A 15074-nucleotide genomic window follows, 5' to 3' on the forward strand; every position below is an offset into this window, starting at 1 on the left:
GCAAACCTTCCAAAACGGGGCCTGAATCCCTATATCTTGGGGACCTGAATCAATGCGATTCGCCGCACTTTGACCGTGCTGCCGCGCAAACGCCTCGCAACGGATATTCATGACCGAAACGCCCGACACCGCGCCCAGTGCCGAAGCCGACTACGGCGCCGAATCCATCAAGGTTCTCAAGGGCCTGGACGCGGTGCGCAAGCGCCCCGGCATGTATATCGGCGACACCGATGACGGCTCGGGCCTGCACCACATGGTCTACGAGGTGGTCGATAACGGCATCGACGAGGCGCTGGCCGGCCATGCCGACCTCGTCACGGTGACGCTCAACGCCGACGGGTCGGTGACGGTCATCGACAATGGCCGTGGCATTCCGACCGACATTCACAAGGGCGAAGGCATCTCGGCGGCCGAGGTCATCATGACCCAGCTGCATGCCGGCGGTAAGTTCGACCAGAACTCCTACAAGGTTTCCGGCGGCCTGCACGGCGTCGGCGTGTCGGTGGTCAACGCGCTGTCGTCGTTCCTGAAGCTGAAAATCCGCCGCAGCGGCAAGACCCACGAAATCAACTTCACGCACGGCGTGGCCGATGCGCCGCTGGCGGTTACCGGCTCCTACACCGAAAACAAACAGCCGGGCGAATTCGACGGCCGCAGCGGCACCGAGATCACCTTCCTGCCGTCGACCGACACCTTCACCAAGACCGAATTCGATTTCGCCACGCTGGAGCACCGTCTGCGCGAGCTCGCATTCCTGAATTCGGGCGTGCGCATCGTTCTTACCGACGCACGCCATGCCGACGTGAAGAAAGTCGAGCTGCATTATGATGGCGGGCTCGAAGCCTTCGTGCGTTATCTCGACCGCGCCAAAAAAGCGCTGATCGACGCGCCGATCGCCATTTCGGGCGAGCGCGACGGCATCACCGTCGAAGTCGCCATGTGGTGGAACGACAGCTACCACGAGAATGTTCTGGCCTTCACCAACAACATTCCGCAACGCGACGGCGGCACGCATCTTGCCGGCTTCCGCGGCGCGCTGACCCGCCAGGTCACCGGCTATGCCGACAAGGCCGGCCTGACCAAGAAGGAGAAGGTCTCGCTCACCGGCGACGATTGCCGCGAAGGGCTGACCGCGGTGCTTTCCGTAAAGGTGCCCGACCCGAAATTCTCCTCCCAGACCAAGGACAAGCTGGTCTCGTCGGAAGTCCGCCCCGTGGTGGAAGGCCTGGTCAACGAAACGCTGGCCGAGTGGCTGGAAGAGCATCCCGGCGAAGCCAAGATCCTCGTCGGCAAGGTGGTGGAAGCCGCCGCCGCACGCGAAGCCGCCCGCAAGGCGCGTGAGCTGACGCGCCGCAAGGGCGCGCTCGACATCACCTCGCTGCCCGGCAAGCTGGCCGACTGCCAGGAGCGCGACCCCGCCAAGTCTGAAATCTTCATCGTCGAGGGCGATAGCGCCGGCGGCTCGGCCAAGTCCGGCCGCAGCCGCAAGAACCAGGCGATCCTGCCGCTCAGGGGCAAGATCCTCAATGTCGAGCGCGCGCGCTTCGACCGCATGCTCTCCTCCGACATGATCGGCACGCTGATCACCGCGCTCGGCACCGGCATCGGCAAGGACGAGTTCAACCTCGAGAAGCTGCGCTACCACAAGATCATCATCATGACGGACGCCGATGTCGACGGCGCCCATATCCGCACGCTGCTCCTGACCTTCTTCTTCCGCCAGATGCCCGACCTCATCGAGAAGGGGCATCTCTACATCGCCCAGCCGCCGCTCTACAAAGTCACGCGCGGCAAGTCGGTGCAGTATGTGAAGGACGAGCGCGCCTTCGAGGAGTTCCTCATCGGCTCCGGTCTCGAGGAAGCCTCGCTCGAACTCGCAGATGGCGAAGTGCGGGCGGGCGAAGACCTGCGCGCCGTGATCGACGACGCGCTTGCGGTCCGCACGCTCATTCACGGGCTCCATTCGCGCTACGACCATGCGGTGGTCGAGCAGGCGGCGATTGCCGGCGCGATGAGTGCCGCCGTGCTTGCCGATCCGGCGCAGTCGCAGGAGGCGGCCGACTATGTCGCGCGGCGTCTCGACATGATCTCGGAAGAGACCGAGCGCGGCTGGGAAGGCCGGCTCAACCCTGCCAATGACGGCACCGGCGGCTATATTTTCGAACGCACCGTGCGCGGCGTGAAAGAGACGATCGTGCTCGACGCCTCGCTGATCGGCTCGGCGGATGCGCGCGCGCTCGACCGTTATGCCGGCAAGCTGCAGGGTGTCTACACACGCCAGCCGACGCTGCGCCGCCGCGACACCAGCCAGGTGATTGCCGGCCCGCTGGCGCTGCTCGACGCGATCTTCGCCACCGGCCGCAAGGGCCTCACCATGCAGCGCTACAAGGGCCTGGGCGAAATGAACGCCGAGCAGCTGTGGGAAACCACGCTCGACCCGGAGGCGCGCTCGCTGCTGCAGGTGAAGGTCACCGACGCAACCGACGCCGACTCGCTCTTCTCCCGCCTGATGGGCGACGAGGTGGAACCGCGCCGCGAATTCATCCAGGACAATGCGCTGTCAGTGGCGAATCTGGATGTGTGAGCGACGCTAGTAGAACTGCAACCGGCATCGCTACCAGCCACGCAGCCGGCGCCGTACCTTCGCTTCGGTATCTTCCCACTGAGCCTCGCGCTCGTAGGAGTCCGCGATACTGCTCAGAACGTTCGCGACATACGGAAACTCATATCCAAGCTTCGTTGCCCAGCCTCGGTATTTCGCCGCAAGCTCGCGTTCTTGGTCACCGCCTTCGCCTCGCCAATGAACGCCGCGGCTGTTTCTGGTTCCAACCTGGAAACCGCTACTGACTTCAGGCGAGCTCATCCATTCCAGAGCATCGCACACTGCACGGCATGGCCAGACACCATCGTCATCGGCAGGCGCCTTGCAAAGTAGTTGCCCGATCCGCCCGTCGGTGACATCAGCCCTCGCCAATTCGTTGGCTTGCTCGCGAACTGCCATAAGCCAGTCCCTAAGTTTGTCGGGCTGAATCACCCCGTTCTTATCCGTTCCCGGAATCTTTCGCATGCGCTCCAGCAGGTGGAACGCCGATCGCGCCATGTCAGCGCCGCGCTCGGGATCGACTTGAAGCTCTTCCGGATCGTCACTTTCATCGTCGCGCTTGAAGACATAGGCGATTGCTTGAACGAACAGACTCGGCGATTCCGCGATCTGATTCTCCAGATTAGGAATGCCATGTTCCGAGTCTTCAAGTACGCGCAGATAAATGAACTCGAGTTGCGCCATCTCGTCGGGCCTAATCCCGGGGCGACCGTTGAGTTCCTTGATCGCTTCACCAATGTCATAGGCGGACAGTTGGTGTGTAGTTACGCTCTCGGGTTCGGTCGTGGCCAACGCACGAAGCAGGCGTTTGAGGCGAGATGTTTCTATCTTTTTCCAATCCAGGTGGAGAACGTTGAATGCTGCCGCTGGCCTATCGACCTCCAATAGCCGGTCGACAATTTCATTGACTTCGTCCGACCGGTGGTCGGCCCAATATGCGTTCACCTGCCGCCAATAGTCGCTGCGGAAAGCCTCAGGCTTGGCGTCCATCAACCGCCAAGTTTGCTCGCGAAAGGGCATCGACAGGAAAAAGAAGAGCACTTCATCCTGTCCAAATGATTTCTCCACCTCAGTTGCCAGGAATGATACACGGTCTTCGTCGAGCTTGCCCCGAAGCAGGCCACCCAGGCAGTCCGCAAATTTTGCTCGCAACTCCCCGGACGCGGCAGTGACACAATTCTTCGCGAACTCTGCCAGTGCCTCCCGGCCCTTCAGAAGCTCGACCATCAACTGGCCGACAATGTGAGGTGCGCCACTTCCCGCAACCAAATGCTTGATGCCGTCAAAACCCCGCGCTTTCCAGATTTCACGCAACGCTTCCAGCCGCTGATCATGGATCAGTTTGTGCCGGTTCTCGAAGCTGAAATCCTCGTCCTCGTATTCGCCATAAGACGGTTCGATCCAATGCGCTGCAAACAGCCACGCATGGCGGGCAACAAGATCGTTGGGTAGCAGCTTCTCGAGAACCTTTGCTGCGCGATCGGCGTGGGCCTTCGTTATTCCTCTCTTGCGGCTTCTCCTGGATAGCGTATGACGACGGATGCGCTCGCGCATTGTCGCCTTGGCGTCTTCACTCGCCGTTCCATCCGCCCACTTTTCCACCAAGTCCCAAACCTTGGCTTGATCTTCCGGTGCGAGAACGGTCAGCCGTTCAATGAGATCGCCAAGAGTCGATTCATCATGGTTGGGCCAACCCAACGCAATATCGACCGCGCGCAGAACGAATTGGTTTCGCTCACCCACCGTAATTGGCTGGCCGGCACCGGAGGCGTCGGCACGCCAACGCGGACGATGATTATAGTGGCCAACCTCCGAATGAGCCCGAAATTGTGCCATACAAATCTTCCAGCCGACATCGGGGTATCGCTTGACCAGTAGATTGAGCGCGCTGATCCGATCGACCAGTCGGGCAGCTGTTTGCGGCATCCATGATCGAAAGATCGATCGCAGCGTTTCCTCAGGCTTGTTGACCCAATTGTCGTCGATCTTCGGTCGCGACAACTGCGCCAGAATGTCTATGACCCGCGTCAGATGGGCCGGGTCCCATGCGATATTCTCCAATGCCCACAGCAGGCCAGTACGGGCCGGACTGCTTCCAAAAACCGAGTTGTCAACCGGCTTCAAGAGGCCGAAAATAACTGGCGCGGGACTCGCTAGGTCCTCCTCCAATAGCCGCAAGAACACGTGCGGGGCGGCCTCGGCATAATTCGGCAAATCGCTGTTTTGTGAGTGGAACTTGTCGAGCGAAAGTGGCTTCATGAGGCTGCGGACCAAGGCCTTGACCTCGCTGTCGGCGTCGAACCCAAGCCGCTCAAAGAAGAGCGTGTTACCGTGAACGGCAAGCAAGACGAGCGTCTCGCAAACCCCACTTCTCAGTGCTGACGAATGATCGCGTACCTTGCCATAGACACCCGCCATCCAGCGCTGATCTTCCGGTAGGTCAAGTGCGGGGTCCCGCTCAGACAAGACGTATTCTGCAGCCACCAGGAAGTCGCGAAGGTCCTTGTTAGTGATCGACCCAGCGATGGCAAACAGCGCATCAATCTTCGACGTCACGCCGCGATACTGGCCCGCGGACCAGAGAGGTGGATCATCAAACTTCAAAAAGCGCGGTATCTCGGCCTCAAAAGCGTCGTATTCGATTCCGGCCAGAAGCGAGACCACTTCTCGATCCGCCTTTGAACTGGCATGCCACGCGCCGATGAGGACAGCAGGAATGAGCCTACGGGCGACATCGTCGTTCTGCGCCCATTCCGGCGTTCGAATGCTGCCAGGATGATGCAGACGGCGGCGGAGTATCGTGGGGGAGCGGGCCGACTCGCGCGCGAGGCGATCGGCGGCATCTCCCTCGATTCCCATGTCTCCCAGTGCCTTCTCAAAATCCTCCGATCTCAGGAGGTCCAGACTTGCGTCGGGGTCGGAGTCCACGGCATTGCGCGGTCGAACGATAACGCAGTGGAACTTCTTGAACAGGGGTGCCAGCTCCCGCTCGATTTCGGGCTGCTCCGCAATGGCGACGAATGATCCCGAAGATGCCTTCGACATCATTCGCACGGCTTCCACTGTATCAAAGACGATCGAATCGTCCCCGGAGCGCGGAGCCGTCATCTTTTCGGAATCAACTAGGCAAGCCAGAAAGGCCAGTGCCTCTGCGCGGGAATCGGCGGCAACCATGAACGGCCTGCTGGGTGGCTGGCTCAGCCAGCGCGAGAACGTCTCCGCGTAGCTGTTAATGGCCGGTGCGAAAAGTAGAGGCGACAATTCATAGTCGCCTGCCGGAGCCCAATTAGCCCAACACTGGCTGAGCGATCGATACCCGGTCGTCGGCTTTCCGAGCCGCTCGGCCAACCAAACCTGAACAGGGGCCGACTGTTCCAACCACTGTTCGATATCGCTGGCATCAAATGCCTTTACATCTTTCCACTCCCCCAGTGCTTTCTTCGCCTGCGCCCACTCCTTCTTTGCCGGCCAGTTGCGCGGCGTGAAAAAGACGAAGGTGGTTTCCGTGCGTTCCTTGGCAGGAATTGACGCAACCCGCGCATCAAAATCCCCGTCGGCCTTGGTCTTGGGGTTCTTGTTGCATCCGAACTCCCATCCTGATTTTCCCTGTGGAATCCAAGGGGTCGGTGAACCGGCCTCAACAAACCCGTCCCATCCCTTGCGCTCTGCATTATCAAACGCGGGAAAATCAACCGTTGTCAGATCAAGGCCTGTCGAATTGACGAGCCTTCTCAGCAAGGCGGGCAGTTCGGACCTTGCAGCAATGTCATCCGCCCATGCGGAAAGTTCTGCCGCTTTGGTCAAGGCGACCGTCGGCGTGTACCCACGGATCACGACAGGCTTGCTTGTATCTTCCTTGGCCCGCGCGTCGAAGCGGCTCTGCATTTCGATGAGCTTGTTTCGATCTGCACCAAACGCTTTCTCAAGTCGCGCTGCCATCTCTGTTGAGAGCGCTGCCTTGCCGTTGAGAAAATTCGAAAGGGCCGGGCGGCCGACACCCAAAAGTTTTGCCGCGTCTTTCACCGTCACGTCCCGGGGAATGACGTGCTCCTTTACAAACGCGCCGGGATGGCCGGCATTTGCAGGCATTTCGAGTCCTCTCGCAGCTTGAATTGGTGTAAACTTTAGCCAATTATATCGTGTTGCGTCACACGCTACAAGTTCTTTCTTTGTACTGAATTAGTGCTGAATTGGGCGAGGATATTGCCTGCAGTAAATGTCGCCCAACCCTTTGCCCCGCCTGACAATCGCATTTTTCGCCCGCCGATTTATCCCCGCCCTTTCCACCTCCATTACGCTTCTCCGCAGTTCTTCTCGCGGGAACGCCGATCATGTCGGAGCGGGCGCTGGAGGCGATCAATCGACAACGAGGCAGGCATGATGGAAGGCGCAATAGAGCAGGAACGGGCGGCGCTGATGCGTATCATCACTCTGCTGCTTGCGCTGGCCGGTCTGGCCGAGCGCGCGGCCGCCCGTTCGCCTGCCATGCGCGGTTTCGTGCTCTGGGTCCTGCGCCGTGCCGAGGCCGTGGCGCGGGATTTCGTCGCCTGCGGCCACGATGCGCCATCGATGCCACCGGCGGGCACGCGCCCGGCGGACGCGATGCGACTCGCCCTCAGCCTTCGCAGGCTCGCGCGGCAGCTAAAACGGCAGATAAAACGTCAGGCCAAGCTGTTGATTGCGGCCCGTAGCGCGGGCTCCGCCGGGACACACGCGCGGCAACCGGTGCCGGCCATACACGACGTCGCGCATGCACTGACCATGCTCATGGGCCTCGCCTGGCCGATCCCCGCGCCCGACACGTCATAACCGGGCGAGGAAGCGATAGAGCTCGAAATTCTGAAAGGTGAGTGGGTCGTCAGCGCTCAGGCATGGATCCTCGGGTCAAGCCCGAGGATGACGACCGCTATTCGCCGCGATGGCACACGACCGAAGGCCGAGCGCGCGACTGCGCGCCGCAAGCCGCGATGCGCAGCGAAGCATAGCACGCAATACGGAGAAAGTTCGGCGCCCCCGCGGGGCCGGTGACCCCGGACGTGTTCCGGGGGAACTCGGCGTGAGCGAAATAAAGCGCCTAGCGGCGGCCGCCGGCGGCGGATTTCTTCTTGGGCAGCAGGCCTTCGCGCTGCGCCTGTTTGCGGGCCAGCTTGCGCATACGGCGCACGGCCTCGGCGCGCTGGCGCGCGCGGCGTTCGGACGGCTTTTCGTAAGAGCGGCGTGCCTTCATCTCGCGGAACACACCTTCGCGCTGCATCTTCTTCTTCAGGACCTTCAGCGCCTGGTCGACATTGTTATCGCGTACGAGAACCTGCAATTGTTCGTCCTTCTGTTGGGCGGCAAAAAGAGATGCGCCGCCGGCATGGGGGTCAGCCGCTTCGGTATCCGAGAGAAACGACAAGCAAAGGCGCGGGAAGCTTCCGTGAAGGCGCCGCCACCTCGAATCGGCGGCGCGGAGCCCGCGCAACGTGGCCGGAACATAGGGTTTCAGGCGCGAAAGGCAACCCCTGCGGGACCAACAATCGGGCTTTGGCGGGGCAAAAAACGCCCCAATTACAGCCGGCGAGGGCGGGATTCAGCCTGCGGCGCGGCGGCGCCAGGCATACCCGCCGGTCTTGTCGGATGCCTTCGCGGTCGGCTGATACTGATGCGCGATGCCGCCCGTCTCGCCCTTTTCCAGCCGCTTCAGCGTCGCCGGATTGGCGATTTCGAGTTCCGAAAAGCCGGTACGGATCATATGCGCCACCTGGTCGATCAGCACGTCGCCGGCCGCGCGCAGCGGCCCCTGATAGCCGTGGCGCGTGCGCAAGAGCTCGGCCTTGGAGTAGCTGCGCCCGTCGCCAAAGGCAGGGAAGGTCAGCGAGATCAGCGCGACATCTTCCAGAAACGGCAGCAGAGCATCCAGCGCTTCGCCGGGCGCGACCTCGACGCCGATGCGGCCGGCAAATTCGGCGCGGCTGTTGTCGCCCAGCGCCAGGAACGCGCCAAGCGGCAGCAGGTAGCGCCCATCGCCAGCATGTGCCGGCAGATCGTCGACGCGCTGCCAGCTGTCGTCGCGAAACCCTTCGGCCGGCGTCCAGAGCCGGGTGTCGTTCTGTTCGGTCATGCTCGCCTAGTTCTGCCGTGATGAGAGCGAGCTTTCCAGCCCGGTCAGGTGAATGCCGCATTCGGTCTTGGCCTGCCCCGCCCAGCGGCCGGAGCGCGCATCGCCGCCGGCTTCCACCGGCTGCGTGCAGGGGAAGCAGCCGATCGACAGATAACCATAGGCCACCAGCGGGTTTTCGCGCAGATCGTGCGCGCGCATATAGGCGGCGAGATCTTCGGTGGTCCAGTCGGCAATCGGGTTGATGCGGATGCGCTCGCCCACCGCCTCGAACACCGGCATCGTCGAACGCGTTGACGCCTGGTGGCGCTTGCGGCCGGTGAACCATGCCTTGTAAGGCTCGACGGCACGCGCCATCGGCTCCACCTTGCGGATGTCGCAGCAGGCCGTGGTGTCGGACTGATGCAGCAGCCCGTCGTGATCGCCCGCAAGCAGTGCGTCGTCCAGCGGGTGGATGATCTGAACGTTGGTCAGGCCCAGATCGTCGGCGAGCTGGTCGCGATATTGCAGCGTTTCGCCGAAATGCTTGCCCGTATCGAGAAAGGCGACCGGCACCGAAGGGTCGACATCGGCGATCAGCTTCAACAGCACGGCCGAATCCGCGCCGAAGGACGACACCACGGCGATCTCGCCGGGAAACCATTCGGTGATGGCCCGCTTGATCAGCTCATGCGCGTCGAGTGCGGCAAAACCCGCCTCAAGGTCGGCCGCTCTGGCGGCGGCGCCTGCGGCGTCAGGCTGCGCGAACTTCACGTCCATAAAGCGCCTCCTTGAACGGTGCCGCGCCCAGCCGACGATAGGCGGCGAGGAAGTCTTCGGCCTTGTCGGTGCGCTTGGCAAGATAGGTCTCGACCACGGTCTCGATCGCGTCGGTGATTTCCTCCGCCGCGAAGCCGCGCCCGACGATCTCGCCGATCGAGGTGTTCTCGTCGGCCGAGCCGCCCAGCGTGATCTGGTAGAGCTCGGTGCCCTTCTTCTCGACGCCAAGTATGCCGATATGGCCGACATGGTGGTGGCCGCAAGCGTTGATGCAGCCCGAAATCTTGATCTTCAGATCGCCGATTTCCTCCTGCCGCTCCTGCGCGCCGAAGCGCGTGGAGATTTCCTGCGCCACCGAAATCGATCGCGCATTGGCGAGCGCACAATAATCGAGGCCGGGGCAGGCGATGATGTCAGTCACCAGCCCGGCGTTGGGTGTGTGCAGGCCGATTGCAACCAGCGCGTCGTAGACGGCCTTCAGGTCGGCGCGCGCGACATGCGGCAGGATGAGGTTCTGCTCGTGGCTGACACGGATTTCGTCGAAAGCGAGCTGTTCGGCGAGATCGGCAACCGCATCCATCTGCGTGTCGGTCGCATCGCCCGGCACTTCGCCGATGCCCTTCAGCGAGATCGTCACCGAGGCGTAGTCAGGGTGACGGTGCTCGTGGACATTGCGGCGCAGCCATGCGTCGAAGCCGGCGTCTGCCTTGCGCTCAGCGGCGACAGCCGCCCAGCCATCGGCACGCTCGGCAAGTGCCGGCGGTGCGAAGTAGCTTTCGATGGCGCGGATGTCGGCCTCGGGCAGCTTCAGCTCCTCGCCGGAAAGTTTCAGCGCCGCGAACTCCGCTTCCACCTGCCGGGTCAGCTCCTCGGTGCCGGTTTCGTGCACCAGTATCTTGATGCGGGCCTTGTACTTGTTGTCGCGGCGGCCGTTCAGATTGTACACGCGCATGATCGCGGTGGTGTAGGTCAGCAGGTCTTCCTCGGGCAGGAAGTCGCGGATCAGCTTGGCGACCATCGGGGTGCGGCCCTGTCCGCCGCCGACATAGACGGCGAAGCCAAGCTTGCCGCTGTCGTTCTTCTTCACATGCAGGCCGATGTCATGCGTCTGGATCGCAGCGCGGTCGTGCTCGGCACCGGTCACCGCGATTTTGAACTTGCGCGGCAGGTAGGAAAATTCAGGGTGCACGGACGACCACTGGCGCAGAATTTCCGCGTAGGGCCTCGGGTCCGCAAATTCGTCGGCAGCGGCACCGGCGAAATGATCCGCGGTGACATTGCGAATGCAGTTACCCGACGTCTGGATGGCATGCATCTCGACGCTCGCCAGCTCTTCGAGGATCGCGGGAATGTCCTTCAGCGCCGGCCAGTTGAACTGCAGGTTCTGGCGTGTGGTGAAATGGCCGTAGCCCTTGTCGTATGTGCGCGCGATATGCGCCAGCATGCGCATCTGCTTCGACGACAGCGTGCCGTAGGGGATCGCGATCCGAAGCATGTAGGCGTGAAGCTGCAGGTAGACGCCGTTCATCAGCCGCAGCGGCTTGAACTGATCCTCGGTCAGTTCACCGGCCAGCCGGCGCTCCGCCTGATCGCGGAACTGGGCAACGCGCTCAGCTACAAAGGCATGATCGAACTCATCGTAACGGTACATGGTTTCTCTCTTTCAGGCGGCGCTTTCAGCGCCCAGCCATGCCTGCTTGCCGAGGTCGCGGCGATTGGTCGGGCCGGCGGCGCGAATGCGCTCGCGCAGACGGATCGGAACTGCCTTGCCATCGACCATTTCGACATCGACGAAATTGACATCGACGACGAGATTGGCGGCGATTCCCTGCGCGCCGATGGCTTCCATACGGGCCTCCGCGTCAGGATTCGCCGCGACATCGGCATGGGCGATGGTCTCGGCCCAGCTGTGATCGGCGGCCAGCCACACGGCCTCGCCATCGACGAGACGATTAGCGGTGAGGATTTTCATCGCGAGGCTCCACAGTCGGCGGTTACATTGCGCCGGGCGGCGATCGGCTCCGAGCGGTCGAAGCGAGCGCCGGCAACCGTGTCGCCGATAATCGTCATCACCGGACCGGTAAGTTCCGTGCGCTCGGCCAGTGCCGGGAGATCGGTCAGTGTTCCGTGCAGCAGGCGGCGGCCCGGCTGACCGGCGTTTTCGACAACCGCGACGCCGGTGTCGGGCGAGAGGCCAGCCTTGATCAGGCGCAGCGCCACGTCAGCAGCATTGGAGCGGCCCATATAGACAGCGACGGTAGCGCCATCGATTGCAAGACGCGCCCAGTCGGGCAGGCTGGCGCCTTTGAGATCGTGGCCGGTGGTGAAGACCATCGAGGAAGCAACGCCGCGCAAGGTGAGCGGCAGCTCGAAATCGGCGGCAGCGGCAAATGCGGCCGTTACGCCCGGCACGACTTCATAAGAGATATTGGCGTCGCGCAACGCCTGCATTTCCTCGCCGGCACGGCCGAAGACCAGCGGATCGCCGGCCTTGAGGCGAACGACACGCTTGCCGGACAGCGCCAGCGAAACCAGCAATTCGTTGATCTCGGCCTGCGATTTGGAGTGGCAGCCCTTGCGCTTGCCAGCTGCAATGCGCTCGGCGTCGCGGCGGCCGAGCGAGACGACCGCTTCGGGAACCAGAGCGTCATGGACGATGACATCGGCTTCCATCAGAAGCCGGTGCGCGCGCAAGGTGATCAGGTCTTCGGCACCCGGGCCAGCGCCCACCAGCGCGACATGGCCGGTGGCTTCCTCGGGATGAAGCAGGAGCTGATCGGCGGCGCGGCGGGCGCTCTCAATATCGCCTTGCTCGACGTTCCGCGCGGCTTCGCCGGCAAAGAAGGCGTTCCAGAAACGGCGGCGGGGCTGACCCTTTTCAACCAGCTGCTCGGCGAGGGAGCGATAGCCGGTTGCAAGTGCTGCAAGCGCACCGAGCGACGGCGGCAACAGGCGCTCGATGCGCGCCCGCACCTTCTGGGCGAGAACGGGGCCTGCACCTTCCGTACCGATCGCGACAGCGAGCGGCGCGCGATTGACGAGCGCCGGCGTGAAGAAATCGCAGAGTTCGGGGCGGTCAACGGCGTTGGCGGGAATACCGGCCGCCCGCGCGGCCTCGACCACCCGGCGGTCGGCGGCTTCATCTCCGGTCGCGGCAAAGACAAGTGCTGCGCCTTTAAGTAAGGCTGCATCGAAAGGTTGGCCGAGCAGCGCGATTTCGTTTTTCGCCAGCCAGTCGGCGAAAGCCGGCTCTACCTGTTCGGCAACGACGACCAGCTCCGCGCTCGACTGGGCAAGCAGCCGCGCCTTGGCGAATGCCTCCTCGCCGCCGCCGACAATGATGACAGCACGGCCAGCCACCCGCATGAAGACGGGAAAAGCATTCAGTTTGTGAACAGGCTCAAGCGCGCCCAACGTAGTTCTCCTTGTCGGGCGGCATCATCGTGCCAGGCAACAGATTTCAGAAGGTACGCGCTGGCGCGCCAGTGGGCGGCGCGAAATCGGTTTTCTCCGCGGATCGTGAAACGCGAAATGCGATTCCCGTAAACCGGCCGCGACGAACATTCCAGGCCGGAATTCCGCCTTTGCTACTGCGGCATCGTGCTCAGATGCGAGAGCAGTTCGGCGACATTGCCGGCGCCGTATTTCTTCAGAAGCCGGGCGCGATATGCCTCGACGGTGCGCGGCGAAATCGACAGCGTGCGCGCGATTTCCTTCGAGGTACGCCCCTCGCCCAGATGCATGACGATCTGACGTTCGCGCGTGGTCAGCTGCCCGACGGGACGATAGTCGGACAGGTCGGCGAAGCTCCACACGGCTTCACGCAGCGGGTCATCGTCGGGCGTGAGCGTGTGCCCCCTCACCCTGCACCAGAACAGCGAGCCATCCTTGCGTGCCATGATGCGCTCGTCCGAATAGCGGTTGAACCGCTTCAGCGGTTCGACGCCGACATCGCGAATGCGCACGAACTCCTCGATCGTGGGATAGAGGATCGCGAAGGATTTATCGAAGAGCTCTTCGCACTTGTAACCGAACATCCCGGCAAATGCCGGGTTGCAGGTTTTGATCATTCTTTGCGCCGTCATCACAATGCCGATGGGCGAGTGATGGAAGGCTGCAAGGTTCAGTTCTTCGCGTGTGCTCGACATGCGTATTTATACGATATTGCAGTGCAATCGACCCCTTGCCGATAATACAGGCCAGCTTGCAGCACTCCAAGAGTTCATCGCTCCGGAGTGTGCCGGCAAGCTGCGGGAGGAAAGCCAACATCGCCAATCGCGCCGCCATTCGGGGCAGCGCGCACCCGGCGTTCCATTCCGCGAACAACCAATCTTGCGCACCGGCCATGCCGACGGGACCGGCTGCGCATCCGGCATTGTTACGTCGCGCTTCGGAGGAATGGCTATGAAAAAGCTCTTTGCCGCACTGACGCTTACCGCCGCCGTGTTGGCCACGCCCTATGCGGGCGCGCAGGACGGCCCGGCCAAAATCGCACTGGTTCACGGGCTGTCCGGCTCGGCGTTCGAGGTGTTTTCCAAACAGACCACGACGGGGTTCAACCTCGGTCTCGAATACGCCACCAACGGCACCATGGAGATCAAGGGCCGCAAGATCGAGGTTATTGAAAAGGACACCCAGTTCAAGCCTGACGTCGCGCGCTCGGTGCTCGCCGAAGCTTATGGCGACGATGACGTTCTGATCGCGGTGGGCGGAACCTCGTCCGGCGTGACGACAGCTATGCTGCCGATCGCGGAGGAATATGAGCGCATCCTTCTGGTCGAGCCTGCGGTGGCGGACTCGCTTACCGGACCGGATTCCAACCGCTACGTCTTCAAGACCTCACGCAACTCGTCGATGGACATGCAGGCGCAGGCGCTGGCCCTGAAGCCCGACGCGAACCTTTATGTCGCGACGCTGGCGGAAGACTACGCTTTCGGCAAGGACGGCATTGCCGCCTTCAAGAAGGCGCTCGAAGGCACCGGCGCAACCGTGGTGACCGAAGAATACGTGCCGCAGAAGACGACCGATTACACCGCAACCATCGAACGGCTGTTCAACGCGCTCAAGGACAAGGACGGCCGCAAGGTCGTGCTGATCTACGTCGCAGGTTCGGGCGACCCGATGGGTGCGCTGGCCTCGGCCGAGCCGGAGCGTTTCGGCATCGAGATTTCAACCGGCGGACACATCCTGCCCGTGCTTCCGACCTACAAGCGGGTGCCCGGCATGGAAGGCGCGATCTACTACTATTACGAAGCGCCGAAGAACGAGATCAACGACTGGCTGGTGGCCGAGCACCAGAAGCGCTTCGGCAGCCCGCCCGACTTCTTCACCGCAGGCGGCATGGCGGCGGCACTCGCGATCGCCAAGGCGCTGGAAACGGCGGACGACTGGGAAACCGAAACGCTGATCTCGACCATGGAAGGCATGAGCTGGGAAACGCCGAAGGGCACCATGACTTTCCGGCCTGAAGACCACCAGGCGCTGCAGTCGATGTTCCACTTCAAGATCCGCGTGGACGACAATGTCGACTGGGCGATCCCGGACCTCGTGCGCGAGATCAAGCCCGAGGAAATGGATATCCCGATCGGGCGGAACAACTGAGCAGGGCAACAG

Annotated in this window: 11 protein-coding genes; 3 read left to right on the top strand and 8 right to left on the bottom strand. The window is 62.3% G+C overall.

The genetic code is table 11. The annotated features are described in order from the left end of the window. Positions 1–109: 109 nt before the first annotated feature. Positions 110–2584, top strand: a complete 2475-nt coding sequence (gyrB, locus tag EP165_RS03500; protein WP_127520153.1) for a DNA topoisomerase (ATP-hydrolyzing) subunit B — start codon at positions 110–112, stop codon at positions 2582–2584. A gap of 30 nt (positions 2585–2614) precedes the next feature. On the opposite strand, the gene EP165_RS03505 is transcribed toward gyrB, so the two are convergent. Continuing rightward, a complete protein-coding gene (locus EP165_RS03505; protein ID WP_127520154.1) occupies positions 2615–6691 on the bottom strand; it encodes a HigA family addiction module antitoxin in 4077 nt (1358 codons plus the stop codon). A gap of 288 nt (positions 6692–6979) precedes the next feature. On the opposite strand from EP165_RS03505, the gene EP165_RS03510 reads away from it, so the two are divergent. Further along, positions 6980–7411: a hypothetical protein gene (locus tag EP165_RS03510; RefSeq protein ID WP_127520155.1), complete on the top strand. Its 432-nt coding sequence runs from the start codon at positions 6980–6982 to the stop codon at positions 7409–7411. Between the two features lie 265 nt (positions 7412–7676). Here EP165_RS03510 and rpsU read toward each other — a convergent pair whose 3' ends face one another. From rpsU to EP165_RS20630, 7 genes are all read right to left on the bottom strand, one after another. Beyond that, positions 7677–7916, bottom strand: coding sequence for a 30S ribosomal protein S21 (rpsU, locus tag EP165_RS03515; RefSeq protein WP_127520156.1), 240 nt, complete (start codon positions 7914–7916; stop codon positions 7677–7679). Positions 7917–8174: 258 nt separating this feature from the next. Further along, entirely contained in the window at positions 8175–8705 is a 531-nt protein-coding gene (locus tag EP165_RS03520; protein ID WP_127520157.1) for a DUF934 domain-containing protein, read from the bottom strand. A gap of 6 nt (positions 8706–8711) precedes the next feature. Then, the gene (locus EP165_RS03525; RefSeq protein ID WP_127520158.1) at positions 8712–9461 is read right to left on the bottom strand and encodes a phosphoadenylyl-sulfate reductase; all 750 of its coding nucleotides are present in this window, start codon (positions 9459–9461) and stop codon (positions 8712–8714) included. Further along, positions 9436–11112, bottom strand: coding sequence for a nitrite/sulfite reductase (locus EP165_RS03530; RefSeq protein WP_127520159.1), 1677 nt, complete (start codon positions 11110–11112; stop codon positions 9436–9438). The genes EP165_RS03525 and EP165_RS03530 overlap by 26 nt, the downstream gene beginning before the upstream one ends. A gap of 12 nt (positions 11113–11124) precedes the next feature. Beyond that, the gene (locus tag EP165_RS03535) at positions 11125–11433 is read right to left on the bottom strand and encodes a DUF2849 domain-containing protein (RefSeq protein ID WP_127520160.1); all 309 of its coding nucleotides are present in this window, start codon (positions 11431–11433) and stop codon (positions 11125–11127) included. Further along, positions 11430–12827 (bottom strand): siroheme synthase CysG, encoded by a 1398-nt coding sequence (gene cysG, locus EP165_RS03540; protein WP_127520787.1) that lies wholly within the window; start codon positions 12825–12827, stop codon positions 11430–11432. Before cysG ends, EP165_RS03535 begins: the two co-directional genes overlap by 4 nt. A gap of 221 nt (positions 12828–13048) precedes the next feature. Then, complete coding sequence (locus EP165_RS20630; RefSeq protein WP_127520161.1) at positions 13049–13609, bottom strand: PAS and helix-turn-helix domain-containing protein; 561 nt, start codon at positions 13607–13609, stop codon at positions 13049–13051. A 256-nt stretch (positions 13610–13865) separates the two neighbouring features. Here EP165_RS20630 and EP165_RS03550 point away from each other — a divergent pair, with 256 nt between their 5' ends. Further along, on the top strand, positions 13866–15062 hold the full coding sequence (locus tag EP165_RS03550) for a substrate-binding domain-containing protein (RefSeq protein ID WP_127520162.1): 1197 nt from the start codon (positions 13866–13868) through the stop codon (positions 15060–15062). The last annotated feature ends 12 nt before the right edge of the window (positions 15063–15074 follow it).

Origin of the sequence: Mesorhizobium sp. Z1-4 (genome assembly GCF_004000235.1) — a bacterium.
Lineage (GTDB): Bacteria > Pseudomonadota > Alphaproteobacteria > Rhizobiales > Rhizobiaceae > RCIO01.